Genomic DNA, 19,684 nt, shown 5'->3' on the forward strand with positions numbered 1-19,684 from the left:
GGCCGCGGAAAACGTCGGTGCTGCGAATCTCATGCTGACGGCCGAGGATTTGGCCAAGAGCAAGGGAATTTTACGTGAAGGTGATTTCGGTGAGCGCTATGCCAACGAGTTCGCGCCAACCTGGATCTAATTTCGACCTCGGACTTTAGACCTGAGCGTTGTTCAAGCCGAGGGGCGGCCGCCCCCCCCTCCTGCCTCAGTACGGGCTCCTAATCCGCTGCCTTGCCGACTTCCTCTTCGGCAAAAAGCGGACGTTCAACTCCAAGACGACGCCGATCTGCGAAGTGGCTTCGGCTTGATTGAACTCTTAGCTCTGTTCAACAAGGTCAAGCTGACTGCCGCCACCGCGGTCAGCAAGATACTCATCTACGTTCTTCTCCACGTAGCGAAGAGGTCCGAAGCGCCGCCCTTCTCTATCTTCGAGGAGTGCGTCGACGATAGCTTCGCGAGCCCCGTTGTCAAGACGTTGGAAGCTAGACCAATCCACCCGGAAATCATCGAGCGCACGCCTTGGAAGGCGGAGTCTATAGAACGTCTTGTCATCTCTCACCAGAAATACCTCGGGCCTGACTAGACGATCTCTATCGTCCTCCTCAAAGGATCGAATCTCCGAAATTCCGGCTTTGGATAGCAGCTCATCCCATGTCCCGTCAGAAAGCAAAAGAGCGCGAGTGTCGACAAATGCAAATCCAGAAACAAAGCCAATAAGGTGACGAAACTGCACTGCGCCTTTCGCGGTATCGCGGAGATCGGGCGTAGCAAGCGAAGCCAGTACGACAGCCTTTAGATCGTCAATGCGTTCGGAGAAGTCACGGTATCGCTGCGCCTCATGGGTGCGTGTGCGACTTTCAAGAAGTAGCCGCTGAAAAAGCTGTGACCACTGGCTTGCTAGCTGCTGGCGAATGTCCTCAAGCTTTGAATAGGCAAGAATGCTGTTATTCGTGGTTCTGTGGCCGAGGAAATTTATGAACTCGAATATATACTTCGCCGTCTCACGCTTCTGTATAGAAGGGAAGTCGATCTGCTCGATAAGTTCCTTTTTGTCTTTGTTCTTCTCGTAGAGATGATGGTCGTGCAGGACTCTTTCATCGACAAACGCGTATACCGGGACTGAACTCTCTACAGCTTTAAGTACTTCCAGCTGCGTGATGGACAATTTCTCCTTGCTCTCAATCAAGCCGACCTTAGTCGACAGCTTCTCTATTGTGGCAAAGTCCATCTGCTGGAGCGCTGACGGCACGGCCGCTCCGCCAAAGCGCGATCCAATAATGAGAACGACCATGTCGCATCCTGGCACCTCCTTGAGGCAACTGTCATGCGTGTGGGAGCGGGGATCATAGAGGACGTCTGAATAATCACTCATTACCGGCTCGTAACCCATGCCTGCAATAAATGGTCGAACCTCACCTCGAAGTATGTCGAGGTCGTAACACGTTGAAGATATGAAGACTCTCAGCCTGGCCACACTGCGCTCTCCTTGAGCTAGCTACCTAAAAGCCGGATCCCAAGGTCCGGCTATATGACTTATCCACCGCGCACCATAGGGTGAGCTATGGGTCCTGATACATCTCGATCTTAGGGCCGCTGGATCCGGCGAACAAGCCGATGTATAACCTGACCCGGCAGGGTGTAAAGCATGCGCTTTGTCGGATGTCGCTTTGGGTCGAGATCGGCACTGGCTGGCCAGCGCTGGGAGGTTGGTAGGCTCCAACTGAACTCTGTAGCTGACTCCGTCAGGTTCCGCTTCAGAGAAGGACCAAACTTCGGTGGTTGTCCCTGTCCTGCGGCCAGGCACAGGTCGCAGGGGGACCAGTACAGGCAGTTTGAAGGCGTGCTTGGAGTTCCCGTGGCAGACGGCATACAATAAAGACGGCGCCCGCCTTGCTTGCACACGAGCAAAAATAGGCCATATCCCCTGATCGACTCTTCATTCTGGCCAACTGCCGGGGACTTAAACGTGTGCGCCTGACCCGGATCGGTTTGGCCGTCGAGGACGAGTCATGACCATAAAGCAATACGCGTTTCACGCCCATGCGTACCTTCGGACGCAGGGCTTCGCGTCGCTTACCCGCAGCCAAGTCCATGAGCTGCTGGCGGCCGCCGCCGGCTTTGCCACCCATGCCGCGTTCCATCACCAAGCCGCGTGGTGCGACGTGGCCTGGCGCGATACTGGCCTCACGCCGGATAGGGACGGGGTCATTCAGCGGTGTCTGCACTTCGGGATGCTACCCGAGGAGGCGAAAGGCGCGGCCCACGGTTTGGTTAGCTTCCTCGGCACATTCGGCTACGCGCCGGTGGGGCTTGAGGAGCTGATTGCCGCGCTCGCGAGCGATGAAGACAAGTGGTCCGGCGCTGACAAGGCGGGGTCGGGTGTCGTTGCTGAGTGGGTTTCGGCCGAGCTGATCAGTCGTATGCAGCAAGGGTTTGATGCGCTGGTCGGCGAGCTACCCTTGCTGCTCGAAGGATTGGAGGCGGCCGCGGCGCGCGGCATAGTCGCCGCGCACCTTGCGACCGCGTATCTGCTCGAGCCGTACGGGGGGCTGCCAGAAGAAGATGATCGCCGCTTCGGTCGCGAGCTGCGCCGACGTGGTCAGTGGTCGTCCGAACCAGTGAGCTTTGCGGAGATCGCCGCAGGCACAGGCAGTTCGTTCGTTCAGGTGGTGGCCAAACATCGATACCACCTCCTTGCAGCGGCACGGGGCGGGGTTAGGCGCGCGATGCTGCTCACCGCGGAGCGCTACGGTGATCCTGGGGCGCTCGAGCTTGAGCCGTCGGACGAAGTGGATCCGTACGACATGGCGGACTTGGCCGATACGCACGGCCGCCCCGAGCTTGCCTATCAATGGTTAACCGTGCTGGCACGTGAGGGCGATGTATCGGCCATGCGCGAGCTAATCGAGCACCGTGGCGAAACCCCTTTCCGTGCTTGGGGCTGGATGCACCTCTCGCGCATGCTGGGTAGGGATCTGAGCCAGGACCGACATGAAGCGATCAACGAGGACGGTACTCCGTATGACGACGATATCGGCGGGCCAGCGTATGTCGGGGGCATCGACGGGCTCCAATTGACGCCACTCACGGCCGAGGAGGACAAGCGCGCCAAGGAAGAGGCTGCTCAGCTGTTCGACGCAATTGAAGAGCGCTACGAACTGGACTGATCATGTGCGGTTATGGGCGGGCTGCCGCTAAGGGAGCCCGCCCAGATTTTCTCGTCTGCGTGCGCCATGCGCGCGCCGCTAGATTGATCTTAGGGGCCGAGGTCAGTGGGGTTGCGTCACTGTAATCGACTAGGTCTGCTTCCGGCCAGAAGCCGAGGCAAGAGACACGCAAAACAATGCAAGATCTGGGGGGATCAGGTAGGTCACGAAGCAACCATTAGACGCCCGTCACTCCATAGCGAGTACCTCAACCTCGATTTATCTCAACACCAGCCGTTCCGGGCAGTCTGAGCTGCGCCGATGGCATAGAAGTGCACATACCCGCGCCGTAGAAGCTTCGCCACAACAGAAGGACCACCTATGGATCATGGAGGGGTTCGCTTCGTTCCAGACGCTCGCCTCAGTTAAAGTCACCCAGGCTTCTTACATACGAATCATAGGCGTCTTGGATATGCTGATCCGCTGGGGCAACGTAACCAATGGACTTGCCGCTCCGCAGCAGGTCACAAACACGGTACCAGGCCTTGAAATCATGCTCGTCAAGCAAAAGTCCAGACTTGGCGGCCACTGACTCGAACGACCTAAGTGGAGTGTTCTGGATGCGCTCAAGCGCGGCAGCCGCACTGTCGGCCTTACGCATTGCGAGCTCTGGTCCAGCATCGTCAAGACTATTTACAAAGGCGGCGGCCCAAACGTGTGGACCAGCTTGTGACAACATCCAACGACGCACTTCAGGCTCAAGAACATCGGTGCCTGCGTCCGCAGGTCCGTCGAGTGTGGATGAATTGTTGCAGGAAATGCGTGAGGCTCGCTTCCGCTCGTTGATGTTTGAAACCCCGATCCAACATAGAAGTCCCACAGGGAAAGCGAGCGCGGCAAATGCCACAAGTATCATCTGTACGACCAAGCTAATTGAGTCCATTACATGTGATTCCGCGCTGGGTGATGGATGTCAGTGGAGATGACGCTAGAACATGGATATAGCGGAGGCCCCTGATGCTGACTAAATTGCGTTAGTCTTTTTTCTCTTCGCAGTGTCACGTCGTCCGCTGGCCTTTCGTGGGTCGGCGGCAGTGACCTTTTTCAGTTCGGACAAGATGGCAATGAACTGGTGCATTTCGAATCGTGACGACCGCGCCAAGTCAGAGATTGGGTGACTCATCTGCCTTGCCAGAGACTGCGCCAGCGCGAGCTGAGCCCTGGTTGGCGATTTGATGTCCCAGTCGACGGCTTCGGGCAAGACCTTGCCTAGCTCTGCTGCCAACCGCAGCTCGAATCTGGTCAAGTCGCCCTCATCTTGTACCCGCATGATTTGTCTGTGCATCTGCTCTTCAGCACTCGCGGTGAGTTGAAGCTCGAGAGTGAACTCCAGCTCGGGGCAGACGAGGAAAAAGGACATTGGTCTTGACCTATACTTTTAAGTAGCCTACCTTTAAAGTCGTAGTCTTAAAAGTATCGGGACCCTAGTTTGTAGCCCATGGATGACCATGAGCTACTGCGAGGACTTGGGAGCGCTATGCGAGCGCGGCGAACCATCTTGGGCCTCAGTCAGGAAGGATTCGCCGATGCGATTGGTATGCATCGTGCGTACTACGGGCACATCGAGCGTGGAACCAAGAATCTGACGGTTGCGACGCTGAGCAAAATTTGCTACGGATTGGGACTCAAAATATCCGATATCTTTGCAGTCTTGGATCGGTGAAGCGCCTGGTACTCTGCCTACGTAGGCTCGCACATGCAGCACACGGAGCAAGGTGATCTTCTGATCATTAGTTAGGCTGGGCCAGTGCGGCAACCATCCGCTCATCGGCATTGAGGCCACGAGCGCCCATGGCTTCGTCAAAGGCCAGATGAATGTAGTGATCGAGCGAGCCAAGATCGCGGTGCCCTGTCCATTGGGAAACTTTGAAGCGAAGTGTCTCTCCCTCAAGAAGAGCTCGCCGGAACTGATCCTCGGTCTCCATCTCATGCTGCTCGATCAGGGCAACGAAAAGGCGTGTGATGAAGCGATGTCGGAAGAGATGAGGAGAGACGCTCTCTCTTAGATTTGCCTGAGACGCCAACTTCGCAACCTCTTGGGTGAGCGTGCCAGACTGAAGCGGTCTGCCATCTCTTCCGTTCACCAGAACATACCCGTGGTCCTTCGATCTCAGATGCTTTGCTATGACCCGCGATCTGTATATATCGATGTACGTATTGATGAACTCGATGTCGCGTCTGCTAACCGGAATTAGACGGCTCGGCGGTGTAGGGGATCGAGTCTTCAGCGTGATCAGCCTGAGCATGGGCCTTTCCATTGCCAGGGCCGACTTCACTGCCTCGGTGGTCAAAGATGCTAGCTCGCCTCGACGGGCGCCTGTGATCTCCATCAACCTAAGCATCGCCAAACGCCGCATTCTCTGGTGAGGAGTGGTAGAAAGACTCTCACTTGCGGCGATCAACGAATCAATCGCGGCTCTTGTAGTAGGCATTCTGCGACGTCGCGGCTCCGGGCGCGGAAAGGAGGCGTGGTTGAGTCCGCCCACCCCCGTTCTGGCGCTATTCCGGCCACTCCTTACCCTTTTGAGGTAAATTCGGATCCGACCAGTCTCGGAGACCGTGTTCATGTCACCAGCATGCGCCCCCACCGATCTGATGAGCTGAAGGCAAGTTCGTCCGATCTCCACGACCATCTTCGAGCTGCGCCTCGAGTCTTGCTCTAAGAGTCCGTCGATGAATGTGGTGAATTCCGAATCCGTGATGCTGGACAGCAGGATCTTCCGTGTCCAAACGTACCGAAGAAGATGAGAGATATGTGCGGCGAAAGTTGCGAGCGATCCACCACGGTTGACTCTGGAAAGTCGTCTTTCCATAAGCTCTCTGATGAATCTATTGGCTTCATGGCACCACGATCCATCTGGCCATTGGAACATCGGGACGTCATTTGCAGCAATAACATATAGTTTTCCGCCAGCATCGATATAATGCGGAAGCTGTAGGGTTGAGCTCAGGCGATACATCTGTCTACTTCTTGGCATTCTTACCTCGAAGATGGACCACGTTGGTTGGTTCCGCAATGATGCGTCTAAGTGACAGGCCTGTGTCCAGCTCGAGCTGCTCCTTTGAGCAGATCGAGACTGTGGGCTCGCCCGCTGCTGAGGCGTATCGCCGCGCCTGAGAACATCGGATGTCAAACGCACGCTGCAGCAGGAAGAGGTCTTCCCGAAGAATCTGGTTCTCTCTTTTTAGCGAAAGTAAGCTGTTCTCTACGTCCTTTCGGGTAGCTCGCAGCCGGCCCCTCTTCTTTTGAGATTTGAGGGCAACAGACGCAAGCGCTTCCTTTCGCAGCCGGTCCAAAACTGAGAAGCCGCCGAGCACATCGGTGGCAATCGATTTCTGGTGGTTCAGACTCATCGCAAATACCCCCTGGTCCGCGCGCGAATAGGCGGCAAAACTGGACTGAGAGCGAAGCGCCTGGATCAGCTCATCCTCTGGTGCAAGAACACCGTTCACTATCCGCCGCAGCAGGTTCACAAGCTCGGAAAGGCTTGCCCTGTCCGCTTGGGGTGATCTCCTAGGCACGATCGCCTCCTGTGTGCCGCTGTATGGGAGATAGCTTCACCAGCACCTTGTACTTTCCTGCGCGATCAAGAAATACTGGTTCGACACGCATAGACCCGTCCTCAATCATTTCCCTTACGTAGCTTTCCAAGTCATCGCCATTGACCAAGTGAAACTCTGACGTGCCGAAGCGCGCCATTAGCAAGTTCCTTACACCCGCCCCTACCAGCTCATCGGAACTACTTGAACTGAGCGCGTCCTTGACGTACTGCGCCTTGATTCCCGTTAGCACAGCGCCAGGCATCGCTTCGCTCACGTAGTGATAGACGTGGGATACATCCGTATGGCCGAGGAACGATCTGAGGGTATCAAGTCCACCAAAGCCATTTCCCCAAAAGAATGCCATTGCAAAGAATCGGCGCAGTTGATGCTGTCTCAGATAGTTGCGTTGGCCCGTCTCGTTGAGCGGAAGCTCTGACCAATCGCAGAATGAATCGAGCGCGTTGTCAGTGAAGGTCGTCTTTCTTGCAACCAGTCCGAGCCCCCTGCTTTTGGGGTAGGCGAACAGACTGGTTGGACGCTGAAGAACGTTGAGCGCGATCAAGCCCTCCTGGAGTCGTTCGAGAATTCTTATGCATGCTGATGCTAAAGAAGGAAGCGGAACTCGGTGTACGTCTCGAAGACCCATGGGGCCAGACTTACGATTTCTGACGAACAGCCATTCCCCTGATGCGTCCATTGCTTCTCCAGCGATCAGGTCACAGAGCTCTCCATCACGTCTCGCTGATAGCGAACCGACCAACACCAAGCACGCTCCATATAGCACCCGTATCGCCTCAACCAAGCCGACGTTCGCACGAAGCTCGTCGTGATATGAGGCTCCGCTTGCCACGTGGTCATGCCGTGATCGGGCCAGTATCGACCATCGGCGAATGCCAAGAGCCTGGCACCCTGGGCCGATCAAATCCTGAATTCCATCGATCCTACAAAGGGTCGAAATGGTGGTTCCGGCTTCGGTGGCCACACGCGCGACCTCTAGGTAGCTATCGACTAGATCATCTCCATGCTCTAGCACGAACTCCGTGGCCTTCTTGAACGCCAAAAGGACCGTGGCTGCAGGGACGGTCCGGAATCTGCCGGGGTGGACAGACTCGGCGCTCATAACCTGTCGGCTGGGGACATCTGGGCACGGTAGGCGGTCTGCTCTGAGCCGGGCCAGTGACTGAACTATGCTCTTATAGACTTCAATAGATTGCGCTCTGCCAGGGTTCTCCCCGCCCGCTCGAACTGATACGGCCGGGTACTCGCGCATCCTTCGTTGACCCGAATGAATAATGAGTTCAGGAGGTATAGGAAGGCTGCGGGTGCTAACAAGACCGTTTGGAAACAGTAGCGGTAGCAGGATTCGGGAGTCCGGCCTGAACGCTCCAAGGTTATCGGTGCGTGCACTGCTGTTGTAGTAGCCACGTCTCCATAGGGTGCACCGTGCTCCGATGATTTCCCTGTCAGTGAGATCGGTTAGCCTCTCTGCCGGTACATCGTTCACATGAGGAAGTGTGCTCTCATCTACATCAATGCCCCGTGCCTGATCCTCTTCGACTAATTCGCGGAGCAATGCCGAAAGCCTGTCCGGCCAGTCATAGATTGCCGAGCTAACATGACCGCGCGCAAGTCGGACTAAGAGTGCAACTAGATCGTTGGAGGTGACGGCAGATATGCCGAACTTGTCGATTCCCAATGAGCTGGCATGGATGAGGAAGTAGTCAATGAGAGCAAGTGTGTACCTTAGGCGGTTGTAGAGAGAGCCCTTGGAGACCACGGTCCTCGACGTGTCCGGATGTGCTTGTATAGATAGCCAAGATCGGAAGACATGCCAGAGCTCCAGATGCTGTTGATCCGTCAGCAGTGATCCGGATCGTCCAACTTGAACCCGCCAGTCAATTACGAACGGATGTGCGCACTCGAAGACCCATACTGTGGAAGAGTAGCTGCAGTGGGTGAGAAAGCTCGGTTTTCTGTACTTGTAGCCTTCGGCAGGAAGATATGCTTCCAGAAAATGAAGGTCTGGATGGAGAGACGTTTCACTGGTTCTACACTCCTCGCTATTTTTACGCATAGGCAATTCCTTCCACGATCCTAGGATCCGCTAAAGCTATTGCCTTGGCCAAGATAGGTGCTAGGTCGGGTCTGCTCTCCAAGTCAGGTCTGATTTTTCCAGCAAGGTCTGCCCACCAATGGGCTTTATCACAGTAGGATTCCGGCGATGTTGCGACCGCGATTTGCAGGCTCACGAGGGTGATCATCACTTGCTGGTCAACGTTAAAGATGAGCGTTCCTGGAGTATCCATTCGACTATTGTGCCGTGACTTTCTATCTGAGTCCTGTCCACGATGCGGCGCCACAAATGCATGCAATCGCATGAAGTCTTCAAGCTCTTTGACGCTCTTGAAGCCAGAGGCAGGAAGCTGATGGTTGGACCCAACTAATGCCTGACAAATGATCGAGGTCTGTACTGTCCGGATCCACCGTTCCTCAAAGAACTCCCTCATCACGCGTGGTAGGTAATGATCCAGAAGCCTCGGGCTGTACGCGTCGTGGCCAAGCGCCTTAGACATGGCATGCGGACTGCCAGTCTCAAGATAGACTAACGTGCCTGCACTGGAGCGCAGAGTTGATAGCGAGAAGCGCTGTGCAAGTTGCCGGGCATGCTCGTCAGACTCACAGTAGCTACGGAACTCCTCAGCTAGCCGCGGCGCGAATGTGGTTGCATGCTTTACCGCATTGAATATATTGATCGGTCGATGGGGTGTCGCGCAGTAGAGGAGTAATCGCCGCCAGTGATCATTCCCTTCGCATTTCATAATTGCCCGATGGGTGGATGTTATTCTTACTATTTCGTCGAGTATCTCTTTACTGGCGTGACTCAAGGCTATTCGCTGCTCTGCTAAATCTGAGCCCTTTCTGCGCTTCAGGCCAACGAGATATGCCGAGCCATCAAGTTCAATAATTCCTTGGGGCCTACCTTTTAAGTCAACGATTTCCAGCTCTTCAAGCAACGCGGGCGTGATCGCCGGATGGCGCAATATCAGTAGCGTTGAATAGGCCATGAGGTCCAGGGCGGTTGCAATGCCGAGGGTCTCGGCGGCAAATGCGTCGTTAAGTGACTTTCTTCTTGGTGCGCAAATATGAGGCATTGCCCTTGCTTCAAACCGTTCAGCTGCCGCTTCGATTGCTTCGTCCTGAGTAAAGTTCTTGGGCAGATTGTCCAAAATTCTGGGGCGTAGGTCTGCGCGCATTTCCGCTGTTAACTGGTCGCGCAGTCGCTGACCCGCGATCACTCTCGCGCACCTCGCCTTGGCCCAGGACTCTACTACCTTAAGATCACTTTTGAATCGAGAATAGATCAGTTCCTTTGCAGCCCTGTCTGGGATGTTGAGTGGAATGTCGGTCAATAGCTTGGACTTGTACTCGTCTCCCTCCTCCGACCTCTTTACACGCAACATTCGCTCTGGAACGCGAGGTGTAGGCGGTATCGGGATCGGGGTGTCCGGGTTGGCCCAGATCACACCAAGAATGTGTCTCTCAAGAGTCCTTGCCAGTTCCGCCCACTGTCTTTTAATCACCCGCATTGCGTTAGAATTGGCGTGCGACTCTTTAAAGAAGCTAACAAATAGATCGCGTGTGAAGTGCGTCATCCATGCGCTGTTCCTGAAGTCATCGGCTCCAATAAAGTCGGGCTGCTTTGTCAGGTGAGACACTACGGCGTTGATACCTATTGGCCCGTCAAGAACTGTCTGGCGGTACCATTGCTGCAGCGCATTGTGGAAGTCATTGCAGAACGTGACTCCATACCTGCCGTGAACTTGATGAAGTCCAAGATATGATGTTTTCCCCCTTCGGTTGACGAGCGTCCAGCCTTTCCAGAAGGTTTCCCGCTCTTCGTCAATTGAGCGATCTTCAAATTCGGTAACAAGCTGTTGGGTGGATTGGGGGACGGACTTGCTGAGGCTAAGGCGTGGTCGCGGAAAATCCTCATCTAGATCGGTGCAGTAGTTAATGAAGATCCTGGAGTGGTTGTAACGCCCATAATGACTGATGTCAGCAAATCTAGGCGAGTATAAAGCGCCGATGAATCCCAGTGCGGCCTTCCGCCATTCTTCGCTTCCACGCTCGTCCGCATGCAACCGCTGCCCTGTAAGCTCTAGATATGCTCCTAAGTACGTGACAAGTCTCGAATGGAGTTGTTTAGGTGGAAGGAGTGTGGCCCGTACTTGGTCGCAGATTGCGGGGCTTGTGTAGGTGTTAAAGCAATCTGGATTCTTGACAAGTGTCATGGCTCACCTGAGGCTTTATTGGCATCGATTTGCTTGTTTCTAGCGCATTTTGGCTGTTTGACAAGACACGGCAAATGCTAAAGATGCGGTTCGTCCAGGAACAAGACCCCGTTGTGTGCCAGTGAGATCTCGCCTGGCCTGGGATGCGAGCCGCCGCCGATCAGCGCCACCGCGCTGGCGGTATGGTGCGGCGCTCTATAGGGCCGCTGCCGCCAGCGCCCCGCATCAATGCCCTGGCCGCTGCATGAGGCAATGGTTGCCGCTTCCAGGGCCTCGAGCTCGCTGGCCGCGGGCAGGATGCCGGGCAGACGCGACGCCAGCAGCGTCTTGCCGCAGCCCGGCGTGCCGAGCAGCAACAGGTGGTGCCCGCCGGCCGCCGCGACTTCCAGCGCCCGTCGGGCCTGCAGCTGGCCGCGCACATCGCGCAGGTCGGGAATGCTGACCGGCACCGTGGCGGCGGCCACAGCCGGCGGCAGCGTGCCGCTTTCAAGGGCGCTGCAGACTTCCAGCAGCGTCCGGGCGATGCGTACGTCGGCATGCTGGGCCAACGCAGCCTCTTCACTGTTGGCGGCAGCCACGATCAGGCTCCGGCCGTCCCGGGCGGCCGCAATCGCGGCAGGCAGGACACCGTCTACACCGCGCAGCTCGCCGGTGAGGGCCAGTTCGCCCAGGAATTCGTACTTGTCCAGGGATTGCGCATCGATCTGGCCACTGGCGGCGAGGATGCCGAGCGCGATCGCCAGATCGAATCGGCCCCCTTCCTTGGGCAGATCAGCGGGAGCCAGGTTGATGGTGATGCGCCGCTGCGGAAACTCGAACCGCGCGCAGATCAGCGCGGCACGCACGCGGTCGCGCGATTCCCGCACGGCCGCAGCGGGCAGCCCGACGATCTGGGTGTGCGGCAACCCGCCGGAAAGGAATACCTCGATGCGCACGGCGGGGGCTTTTACACCGGCGCGGGCACGGCTGTGCACCAGCGCGAGGCTCATGCGGTTGTTTCCGGGGTCTGCGGCATGCCGAACACAATGGCAGCACATGGATAACCCCATCCATCAGCGCTTGCCGCGCCACGGGGTAGGCAAGCACCGCCACCGTATCCGGTACTGCCGCTAGACTGGATGCCCCCACGCACCACGCCGTCGAACACCATGGATATGCACCACCGCTCCGGCCCCATCGAACTGGTCGCCATCGACATGGACGGGACCCTGCTCGATCCCGCACACACGCTCACGCCCCGGGTCATGCAGGCCATCGCCCGCGCCCGCGCGCAGGGCGTGCAGGTGGTGCTGGCCAGCGGTCGCCCGGTGTCTGGCATGGCGCCGTTCCTGCAGCAGCTGGGTATCCAGAGCGAGCAGGACTACTGCATCGCCTGCAACGGCGCGCTGGTGCAGAACATCGGCAGCGGCCAGCGCGTGGTCGAGTTTCCGCTGAGCTTCGAGGACTTCGTGTTCTGCGAGCGGATCTCACGCGAACTCGGTATCCACTTCCAGGCGCTCGATGGTCGGCGCATGTACACGCCCAACCAGGACATCAGCCACTACACCGTGGCCGATTCGCACCTGTCGAACGTGCCACTGTCGTATCGCCGGGTGGCGGACATGGACCCGGCGATGCAGTTCATCAAGCTGATGATGATCGATGAGCCGGACGTGCTGGATGCCGCCATCCAGCGACTGCCGTCCGAACTGACCGATCGCTTCGCGGTGCTCAAGAGCGCGCCGTTCTTCCTGGAGGTGTTCGACCACCGGGCCGGGAAGGGACCGAGCCTGGAAAAGCTGGCCGCGCACCTCGGCGTGGACCGGGCCAACGTGATGGCCGTGGGCGACCAGGAGAACGACCTGACCATGCTGCAGTTCGCCGGCACCAGCGTCGCCATGGGCAACGCGATTGCGGCGGTCAAGCAGACTGCGCGCTTCGAGACCGCGACCAACGCCGACGATGGCGTGGCGTTGGCGATCGAGCGGTTCGTGCTGCAGGACGCGTAAGCAACGCGCCGTCCGAGCCTGACTTATTCGCGCGGCGCAGCCGATACACCCCGCGCTTCCAGCTCGGCCACCACCTTCTCCAGCGCCTCCAGCTTCTCGCGCGTGCGCTGCAGCACGGCACGCTGCACGTCGAATTCCTCGCGGGTCACCAGGTCCAGCTTGCCCAGCCCAGCCTGCAGCGCGGTCTTGAAGGTGGCCTGCAGTTCTTCGCGCGACTGGCGCAGGCCCGGGGGGACCATGTCGCTCAGGCGGCGGGCGAGGTCATCGAGGTGGTTGAGGTCGATCATGCTGCGGCTCCGCGGGGTATGCGCCAAGGATAAGCCGCCACGCTGCCGGCGGCACGGACTGCGCGCATCGCGTTCACCGGCGGACAGGCGTTATCCTCGCAGCCTGAGAGACAGGAGTGCAGACGGATGAAGATGGTCATGGCGGTGGTCAAGCCCTTCAAGCTCGACGACGTGCGCGAAGCGCTGGCCGAGCGCGGCGTCACCGGGATCACGGTCACCGAGGTCAAGGGCTTCGGGCGGCAGAAAGGCCACACCGAGCTCTACCGCGGGGCGGAGTACGTGGTCGATTTCCTGCCCAAGGTGAAGATCGAAGTGGCCGTCGTCGACAACCAGGTCGAGGAGGTGGTGGAAGCCATCGTCAAAGCCGCCGGCACCGGCAAGATCGGCGACGGCAAGGTGTTCGTGTACGACCTGGGCAGCGTGGTGCGCATCCGCACCGGTGAGCTGGACGCCGACGCGCTGTAACGCGCGCCGGCATTCCCAGGCCGCCCGCTGTCAGGCGTGGCCCTTGAACCAGCGGTAGAAGCGCTTCCAGGCCACGCGCACGCCGGCCACCCAGCGCGGGTCGGCCACCTGGGCCGCCTCGGAGGGGCTGGGACGCTCGCCGGTCAGGCGCTGGCGCATCTTCAGCAGGTTCTTCATGTCGCTGCGGCGCAGCTGGCGCGAGACCGGGTGCACCGGCAGCCAGCGCGGGCTGCGCCAGGCCGAGGTGAAATCCACCAGCACCGGCACGCCACCGCTGACCATCACGTTGGTGCCATGCAGATCGTTGTGGGTGATGCCGGCGGCATGCAGGCGGGTGAGCGCGTACTGCAGCTGCTCGAAGACCTCGATACCGACCGACTGGGCCGCGCTGAGGGTCTGGCCGGGAATGAACTCCATGCCCAGCGCGAGGCCACCGATGGTGCCGAGCAGGGCCGGCGCGTGCTTCCAGCCGCTCAGGCGCTGCAGGATGCGCGCCTCGCGGCGGACCAGCAGGCGGGCGATCGGCGACAGCGGGGTGCCGCGATACCGGGTGTAATCCTTGACCACCGCGGGCTGGCCATTGAGGCAGGTGCGGTAGACGTCAGGTTCCAGGAGGCGTTCGCCGCGCTTGAGCAGCTCGGCGGGGGCGGTGTCATCGACACACGGGGCAACAATTGTGTTCATAGGGGTCTGTGCGACCCGGCGGTCGGCGCAATGCGTCAGGCGTACCGGTGCTGCTTACTGTGGGGAACTAAAGATTTCGTTAATTTTAGTACTCGCCAGTACACGAATCCAGATGATGTCGGAGAAATGTCGTAGCCCGGGTGGAACAGTTCGTCACGCTGAAGCGGACAATCTTGTATCGTTTGGAATAATTTCGTTCTATATCAGCGGGTTGCTGGCGATCACCGGGGAGTGCGGGGCAGGCAACGCTGCCGTGCGTCCAACGCAGCAGGCGGTTGCACGGGTCACCCGGCGCTGAACATCGCCCAGCCCGTGCTTGACCGCGACGCAGGCGCTGCGGACCATATGCTGTTGCTCGCGACATCGGCGGCCGCCCCTCCCCGGCACGTCCCCGCCTCCTGCCGCCCTATCGATGCCGGTCACTGCCGTGCATCGCCCCCACCATTTCGGGTCCGGCCATGCCGGAGGAAGACTGATGATCAAGATCGTGCTGGCAGGGCTGTTCATCGCCTGCGTGCTGTACATCCATTACCGCGGCAAAGTGCGTGCGCGCTGGTCGCGCCAGCTGCTGGACCACTCCAGCTTCATGGCCCCGATCAACGTGATCATGTACGCGTTCTCGAAGGTACCGACCACGCCGTTCCTGGATCCGGGCAAGGAATTCCCGCAGCTCGAGCCGCTGCGCCAGAACTGGCAGATGATCCGCGACGAAGCGCTGGCCCTGCGCGACGCGGACAAGATCGCCGCGTCCAGCACGTTCAACGATGCCGGCTTCAACTCGTTCTTCCGTCGCGGCTGGAAGCGCTTCTATCTGAAGTGGTACGGCCCCTCGCACCCCTCGGCCAAGGCGCTGTGCCCGAAGACCACCGCGCTGCTGGAATCACTGCCGGACGTGCGTGCGGCGATGTTCGCCCAGCTGCCCTCGGGCAGCGAACTGCGCCCGCACCGCGATCCCTTCGCCGGCTCGCTGCGTCTGCACCTGGGCCTGACCACGCCCAACGACGATGGCTGCTACATCGTGGTGGATGGCATCAAGAAGAGCTGGCGTGATGGCGAGTGGATGATGTTCGATGAGACCTACATCCACCACGCGCACAACGAGACGCCCGACGACCGGGTGATCCTGTTCTGCGACATCGCCCGCCCGCTGCGCTTCGGCCTGCCGGGCCTGTTCAACCGCGCGGTGGCGTCCACGCTGCTGGCCGGTGGCGCCTCGCCGAACCTGCCGGGCGACCCCACCGGTGGGGTCAACAAGGCGTTTGGCGGCGTGTACAAGGTGCGGCTGAAGGCCAAGGCGCTGCGCGAGCGCAGCGTGGTGGCCTACCAGGTGATCAAGTGGGGCCTGGTGGTGGCGGTGATTGCTGGAATCTGGGCGATCTGAGGCCTTGGGGTTCAGGGGGTTGCCGGCCCGCGGCCGGCACTACCGGGCACAAAAAACCCGCGCTGTCGCCAGCGCGGGTTTTTTGTTGCGTGCGTGGATGTGGGCCGCGCCGACCAACGGTCGGTGCCTACCTCCATCGCGGGGTTTTCCGGTCAATGCCGAACCCGACGCCGACCGGTTAATGCCAACGCGGGCATCGACCGGGTCAACGCCGACGCCGGTACCGACCGGTAGAGCCGACCGTTGGTCGGCTGACCGCGCGAAGCGCGGCAACGATCGACACCGACGCTTGACGCATCAGCCCTTCAGGGCCGCCGCCACGAAGGGCGGGGTGACCAGCACGCCGGTGTGCAGCGCGGCGGTGTAGTACAGCGTGTCGAACGACTTGCCAGCCGAATCGGCCTGGCGGAAGTCGAAGCTGCTCTCGCCCTTGCGGGCCAGGGTCACGCTCCACCAGCCGGTCGGGTAGCACGGCTGCGGGAACGGCAGGGTCTTGAACGAACCAAAGCCGGCCTTGCCCATCTCGGTGCGCATTTCGTTGATCAGGTCCAGCTGCATCAGCGGCGATTCAGACTGCTGCACCAGGATGCCGTCGTCCTTCAGGGCCTTGAAGCAGCTCTCGTAGAAGGCCTTGTTGAACAGGCCTTCGCCCGGGCCGACCGGATCGGTGGAATCCACGATCACCACGTCCACGCTGCCGGCCGGGCAGTTGGCCATGTAGGCCACGCCGTCGTCGAACATCAGCTCGGCGCGCGGGTCGTCGTTGGAATCGCACAGCTCCGGGAAGTGCTTGCGGGCCATCACGGTGACCTGCTCATCGATGTCGCACTGGGTCACGCTCTCCACGCCGGCGTGCTTGAGCACTTCGCGCAGGGTGCCGCAGTCGCCGCCGCCGATGATCACCACGCGCTTGGGCGCGGCGTGGGTGAACAGCACCGGGTGGCTGATCATCTCGTGATAGAAGAAGTTGTCTTTGCTGGTCAGCATGATGGCGCCATCGATGGTCATCAGGTTGCCCCAATCGGTGGTCGCGAAGATTTCGATCTTCTGGAACGGCGACTGCACTTCATCCAGCTTGCCGGTCAGGCGGTAGCCGATGGCCGAGCCGGTGCGCTCGAAATGCTCGATGTACCAGTTGTTGTTGTCAGTCATGGAATAGCAGTCCTGTTCGGAAGGGTGTTGGAGCCGGGCTGGCGGCGGTGCCGCGTGGCGCAAGCCACGTCCGGACGGGTTGCCCGTTCAGGTTTCAAGCCTGAGCACGGGCGCGGGCGCGCATGATAACGGAGCTGTCGCCACATAGGCGTTATCATGCACCCCCTTTTTTACCAACCAGGCCCACTGAAATGACCGATTGGTCCCTCGACCAAGCCCGCAAGACCTACTCGATTCCGCATTGGGCGGATGGCTACTTCGACGTGGATCAGGCAGGACACATGGTGGTGAGACCGACTGGCCAGGACGGCCCGGTGGTGTCCTTGCCCAAGATCGTGGACGCCGCCCGCGAGGCCGGCGCCAAGCTGCCGCTGCTGGTGCGCTTCCCGGACATCCTGGGCCAGCGCCTGGGCAAGCTGCAGGCCGCGTTCGCGCAGGCCCAGGCCGACTGGGACTACCCGGGCGGCTACACTGCCGTGTACCCGATCAAGGTCAACCAGCACCGTGGCGTGGCCGGCACCCTGGCCAGCCACCATGGCGAGGGCTTCGGCCTGGAAGCGGGCAGCAAGCCCGAGCTGATGGCCGTGCTGGCGCTGTCGCGCCCGGGCGGGCTGATCGTCTGCAATGGCTACAAGGACCGCGAGTACATCCGCCTGGCCCTGATCGGCCGCAAGCTGGGCCTGCAGACCTTCATCGTGATCGAGAAGCCGTCCGAGCTGAAGCTGGTGCTGGAGGAATCCAAGGCGCTGGATGTGAAGCCGGGCCTGGGCGTGCGCATGCGCCTGGCGTCGCTGGGTGCGGGCAAGTGGCAGAACAGTGGCGGCGACAAGGCCAAGTTCGGCCTGTCCCCGCGCCAGCTGCTGGACCTGTGGAAGTCGCTGCGCGACACCGAATACGCCGACTGCCTGAGCCTGCTGCATTTCCACATGGGCTCGCAGATCTCCAACGTGCGCGACATCGCCAACGGCATGCGCGAAGCCACCCGCTACTTCGTGGAACTGTCGCGCCTGGGCGCGAAGATCACCCACGTGGACGTCGGTGGCGGCCTGGGCGTGGATTACGAAGGCACCCGCTCGCGCAGCTTCTGCTCGATCAACTACGGGCTGAATTCGTACGCCAGCAACATCGTGCAGCCGCTGGCCAATGCCTGCGAAGAACACGGCCTGACCCCGCCGCGGATCGTCACCGAGTGCGGCCGCGCGATGACCGCGCACCACGCGGTGCTGATCGCCAACGTCTCCGAGGTGGAAGAGGCGCAGGAAGGCCGCGTGCCGGACCAGCACGACGACGAGCCGGCGGCGATCCGCCACCTGCGTGAGATCCACGCCGAGCTCGATGAGCGCCCGGCGGTGGAGCTGTTCCAGGAAGCGCAGCACTTCCATGCCGAAGGCCTGTCCAGCTATGCGCTGGGCCAGATCGACCTGCCGCAGCGTGCGCGCATCGATGACCTGTTCTACGCCATCGCCCATGCGGTGCGTGCGCGCCTGAGCTACGACGAGAAGAGCCATCGCCCGGCGCTGGACGAGTTGAACGAACGCCTGGTGGACAAGTATTTCGTCAACTTCAGTGTGTTCGAGTCGATTCCCGATGCGTGGGCGATCGACCAAGTGTTCCCGATCGTGCCGATCGAGCGCCTGAACGAGCAGCCCGAGCGTCGCGGCATCATCGCGGACATGACCTGCGATTCGGACGGCATGGTGAAAACCTATGTCGAGAACGAGAGCCTGGATACCTCGCTGCCGCTGCATGCGCTGAAGTCCGGTGAGAGCTACCGCATCGCGTTCTTCATGGTGGGCGCGTACCAGGAAATCCTGGGCGATATCCACAACCTGTTCGGTGATACCGACGCGGTGGAAGTGCTGGCCGATGCCGATGGCTACGCGATCACCCAGCAGCGCCGCGGGGATACCACCGATGTGATGCTGGACTACGTGGGCTACAGCCTGGCCGATCTGCGCGCCAGCTACGCCGAGCGCGTGGCGGCGGCGAAGCTCTCGCCCGAGCGCGCGCAGGAGCTGTCCGAGGCATTGGAAGCGGGTCTGACCGGCTACACCTACCTGTCCGACGAGCCCCTGGCGTAAACCGGTGGCGACGGGTGATGGCCTTCGGGCCTCACCCGGCCGTCCGTAGCGTCGGGCACTGCCTGGCGGCCCCCTCAAGGCACCTGGAAACCCCATGAGCGCCCGCGCGATCTTTCATCTGTTCCTGCATGCAGCCGTGCCGGCGGTGCTGGCGTGGATGTTCTGGCGCAAGCGTTTCATGTCCGCCTGGGTGCTGATGCTGCTGGGCTGGATCATCGATCTGGACCATCTGCTGGCCGACCCGATCTACGCCCCTAACCGCTGCAGCATCGGTTTCCATCCGCTGCACACTGCACCGGCGATCGCGGTGTATGCGGGGCTGTGTGTACCGAAGAAGACGCGCCTGTTCGGGATCGGGCTGATGATCCACATCGTGCTGGATGCCATTGATTGCTGGTGGATGCACCAGACCCGTTGAACCACCGGTCATCCCGGTAGAGCCGACCGTTGGTCGGCTGGCGCAAACCTTGGCGCGTTCGGGGGCTCGCGAAAAACACCCCACCTAGGGTCGGCTCTACCAGCGGTGCGCGATTTCTCCCGGTAGAGCCGACCGTTGGTCGGCTGGCGCGCACCTGGGCGCGTTCGGGTGTTCGCGAAAAGCAGCCGACCAACGG

Annotated in this window: 17 protein-coding genes and 1 pseudogene; 7 read left to right on the plus strand and 11 right to left on the minus strand. The window is 60.0% G+C overall.

Annotation, left to right across the window (positions count from 1 at the left end; genetic code table 11):
* Positions 1–307: 307 nt before the first annotated feature.
* The gene (locus ABE472_RS05270) at positions 308–1,465 is read right to left on the minus strand and encodes a DUF4062 domain-containing protein (protein WP_346465772.1); all 1,158 of its coding nucleotides are present in this window, start codon (positions 1,463–1,465) and stop codon (positions 308–310) included.
* Between the two features lie 535 nt (positions 1,466–2,000).
* Between ABE472_RS05270 and ABE472_RS05275 the strand changes: the two genes are divergently transcribed.
* Positions 2,001–3,158 carry a hypothetical protein gene (locus tag ABE472_RS05275; protein WP_346465774.1) on the plus strand — a complete coding sequence of 386 codons (1,158 nt, stop codon included), beginning with the start codon at positions 2,001–2,003 and terminating at the stop codon, positions 3,156–3,158.
* Positions 3,159–3,558: 400 nt separating this feature from the next.
* Here the strand turns inward: ABE472_RS05275 and ABE472_RS05280 are convergent, their stop codons facing one another.
* A complete protein-coding gene (locus ABE472_RS05280) occupies positions 3,559–4,065 on the minus strand; it encodes a hypothetical protein (RefSeq protein WP_346465776.1) in 507 nt (168 codons plus the stop codon).
* 96 nt (positions 4,066–4,161) lie between these two features.
* Positions 4,162–4,557 carry a hypothetical protein gene (locus tag ABE472_RS05285; RefSeq protein WP_346465778.1) on the minus strand — a complete coding sequence of 132 codons (396 nt, stop codon included), beginning with the start codon at positions 4,555–4,557 and terminating at the stop codon, positions 4,162–4,164.
* 117 nt (positions 4,558–4,674) lie between these two features.
* Here ABE472_RS05285 and ABE472_RS05290 point away from each other — a divergent pair, with 117 nt between their 5' ends.
* Positions 4,675–4,860 carry a helix-turn-helix transcriptional regulator gene (locus tag ABE472_RS05290; RefSeq protein WP_346465798.1) on the plus strand — a complete coding sequence of 62 codons (186 nt, stop codon included), beginning with the start codon at positions 4,675–4,677 and terminating at the stop codon, positions 4,858–4,860.
* Between the two features lie 67 nt (positions 4,861–4,927).
* Here the strand turns inward: ABE472_RS05290 and ABE472_RS05295 are convergent, their stop codons facing one another.
* From ABE472_RS05295 to ABE472_RS05315, 5 genes and pseudogenes are all read right to left on the minus strand, one after another.
* Positions 4,928–6,175 (minus strand): site-specific integrase, encoded by a 1,248-nt coding sequence (locus ABE472_RS05295; RefSeq protein WP_346465780.1) that lies wholly within the window; start codon positions 6,173–6,175, stop codon positions 4,928–4,930.
* Complete coding sequence (locus ABE472_RS05300; RefSeq protein ID WP_346465782.1) at positions 6,162–6,671, minus strand: hypothetical protein; 510 nt, start codon at positions 6,669–6,671, stop codon at positions 6,162–6,164. The genes ABE472_RS05295 and ABE472_RS05300 overlap by 14 nt, the downstream gene beginning before the upstream one ends.
* Positions 6,672–6,711: 40 nt before the next feature.
* A complete protein-coding gene (locus tag ABE472_RS05305; protein ID WP_346465784.1) occupies positions 6,712–8,814 on the minus strand; it encodes a hypothetical protein in 2,103 nt (700 codons plus the stop codon).
* Positions 8,807–11,032: a hypothetical protein gene (locus ABE472_RS05310; RefSeq protein WP_346465786.1), complete on the minus strand. Its 2,226-nt coding sequence runs from the start codon at positions 11,030–11,032 to the stop codon at positions 8,807–8,809. Before ABE472_RS05310 ends, ABE472_RS05305 begins: the two co-directional genes overlap by 8 nt.
* 89 nt (positions 11,033–11,121) lie before the next feature.
* Positions 11,122–12,021: pseudogene (locus tag ABE472_RS05315) on the minus strand (YifB family Mg chelatase-like AAA ATPase); the annotation flags it as partial.
* A 159-nt stretch (positions 12,022–12,180) separates the two neighbouring features.
* Between ABE472_RS05315 and yidA the strand changes: the two are divergent.
* Positions 12,181–13,020, plus strand: a complete 840-nt coding sequence (gene yidA, locus ABE472_RS05320) for a sugar-phosphatase (protein WP_346465788.1) — start codon at positions 12,181–12,183, stop codon at positions 13,018–13,020.
* Positions 13,021–13,043: 23 nt separating this feature from the next.
* On the opposite strand, the gene ABE472_RS05325 is transcribed toward yidA, so the two are convergent.
* A complete protein-coding gene (locus tag ABE472_RS05325; RefSeq protein WP_346465790.1) occupies positions 13,044–13,307 on the minus strand; it encodes an accessory factor UbiK family protein in 264 nt (87 codons plus the stop codon).
* Between the two features lie 126 nt (positions 13,308–13,433).
* Here ABE472_RS05325 and ABE472_RS05330 point away from each other — a divergent pair, with 126 nt between their 5' ends.
* On the plus strand, positions 13,434–13,772 hold the full coding sequence (locus ABE472_RS05330; protein WP_070472404.1) for a P-II family nitrogen regulator: 339 nt from the start codon (positions 13,434–13,436) through the stop codon (positions 13,770–13,772).
* A 30-nt stretch (positions 13,773–13,802) separates the two neighbouring features.
* Here ABE472_RS05330 and ABE472_RS05335 read toward each other — a convergent pair whose 3' ends face one another.
* Positions 13,803–14,456, minus strand: coding sequence for an RIO1 family regulatory kinase/ATPase (locus tag ABE472_RS05335; protein WP_313212449.1), 654 nt, complete (start codon positions 14,454–14,456; stop codon positions 13,803–13,805).
* A gap of 475 nt (positions 14,457–14,931) precedes the next feature.
* Between ABE472_RS05335 and ABE472_RS05340 the strand changes: the two genes are divergently transcribed.
* The gene (locus ABE472_RS05340) at positions 14,932–15,837 is read left to right on the plus strand and encodes an aspartyl/asparaginyl beta-hydroxylase domain-containing protein (protein WP_346465792.1); all 906 of its coding nucleotides are present in this window, start codon (positions 14,932–14,934) and stop codon (positions 15,835–15,837) included.
* A 297-nt stretch (positions 15,838–16,134) separates the two neighbouring features.
* Here ABE472_RS05340 and speE read toward each other — a convergent pair whose 3' ends face one another.
* A complete protein-coding gene (gene speE / locus ABE472_RS05345; RefSeq protein WP_313219395.1) occupies positions 16,135–16,989 on the minus strand; it encodes a polyamine aminopropyltransferase in 855 nt (284 codons plus the stop codon).
* 191 nt (positions 16,990–17,180) lie between these two features.
* On the opposite strand from speE, the gene speA reads away from it, so the two are divergent.
* Together speA and ABE472_RS05355 are read left to right on the plus strand one after the other, a co-directional pair.
* Positions 17,181–19,070, plus strand: coding sequence for an arginine decarboxylase (speA, locus tag ABE472_RS05350; RefSeq protein WP_259262072.1), 1,890 nt, complete (start codon positions 17,181–17,183; stop codon positions 19,068–19,070).
* A 94-nt stretch (positions 19,071–19,164) separates the two neighbouring features.
* On the plus strand, positions 19,165–19,488 hold the full coding sequence (locus ABE472_RS05355) for a DUF6122 family protein (RefSeq protein WP_313212454.1): 324 nt from the start codon (positions 19,165–19,167) through the stop codon (positions 19,486–19,488).
* The last annotated feature ends 196 nt before the right edge of the window (positions 19,489–19,684 follow it).

The organism is Stenotrophomonas sp. TWI809 (assembly GCF_039673205.1).
In the GTDB taxonomy this organism is placed as follows: Bacteria; Pseudomonadota; Gammaproteobacteria; order Xanthomonadales; family Xanthomonadaceae; genus Stenotrophomonas.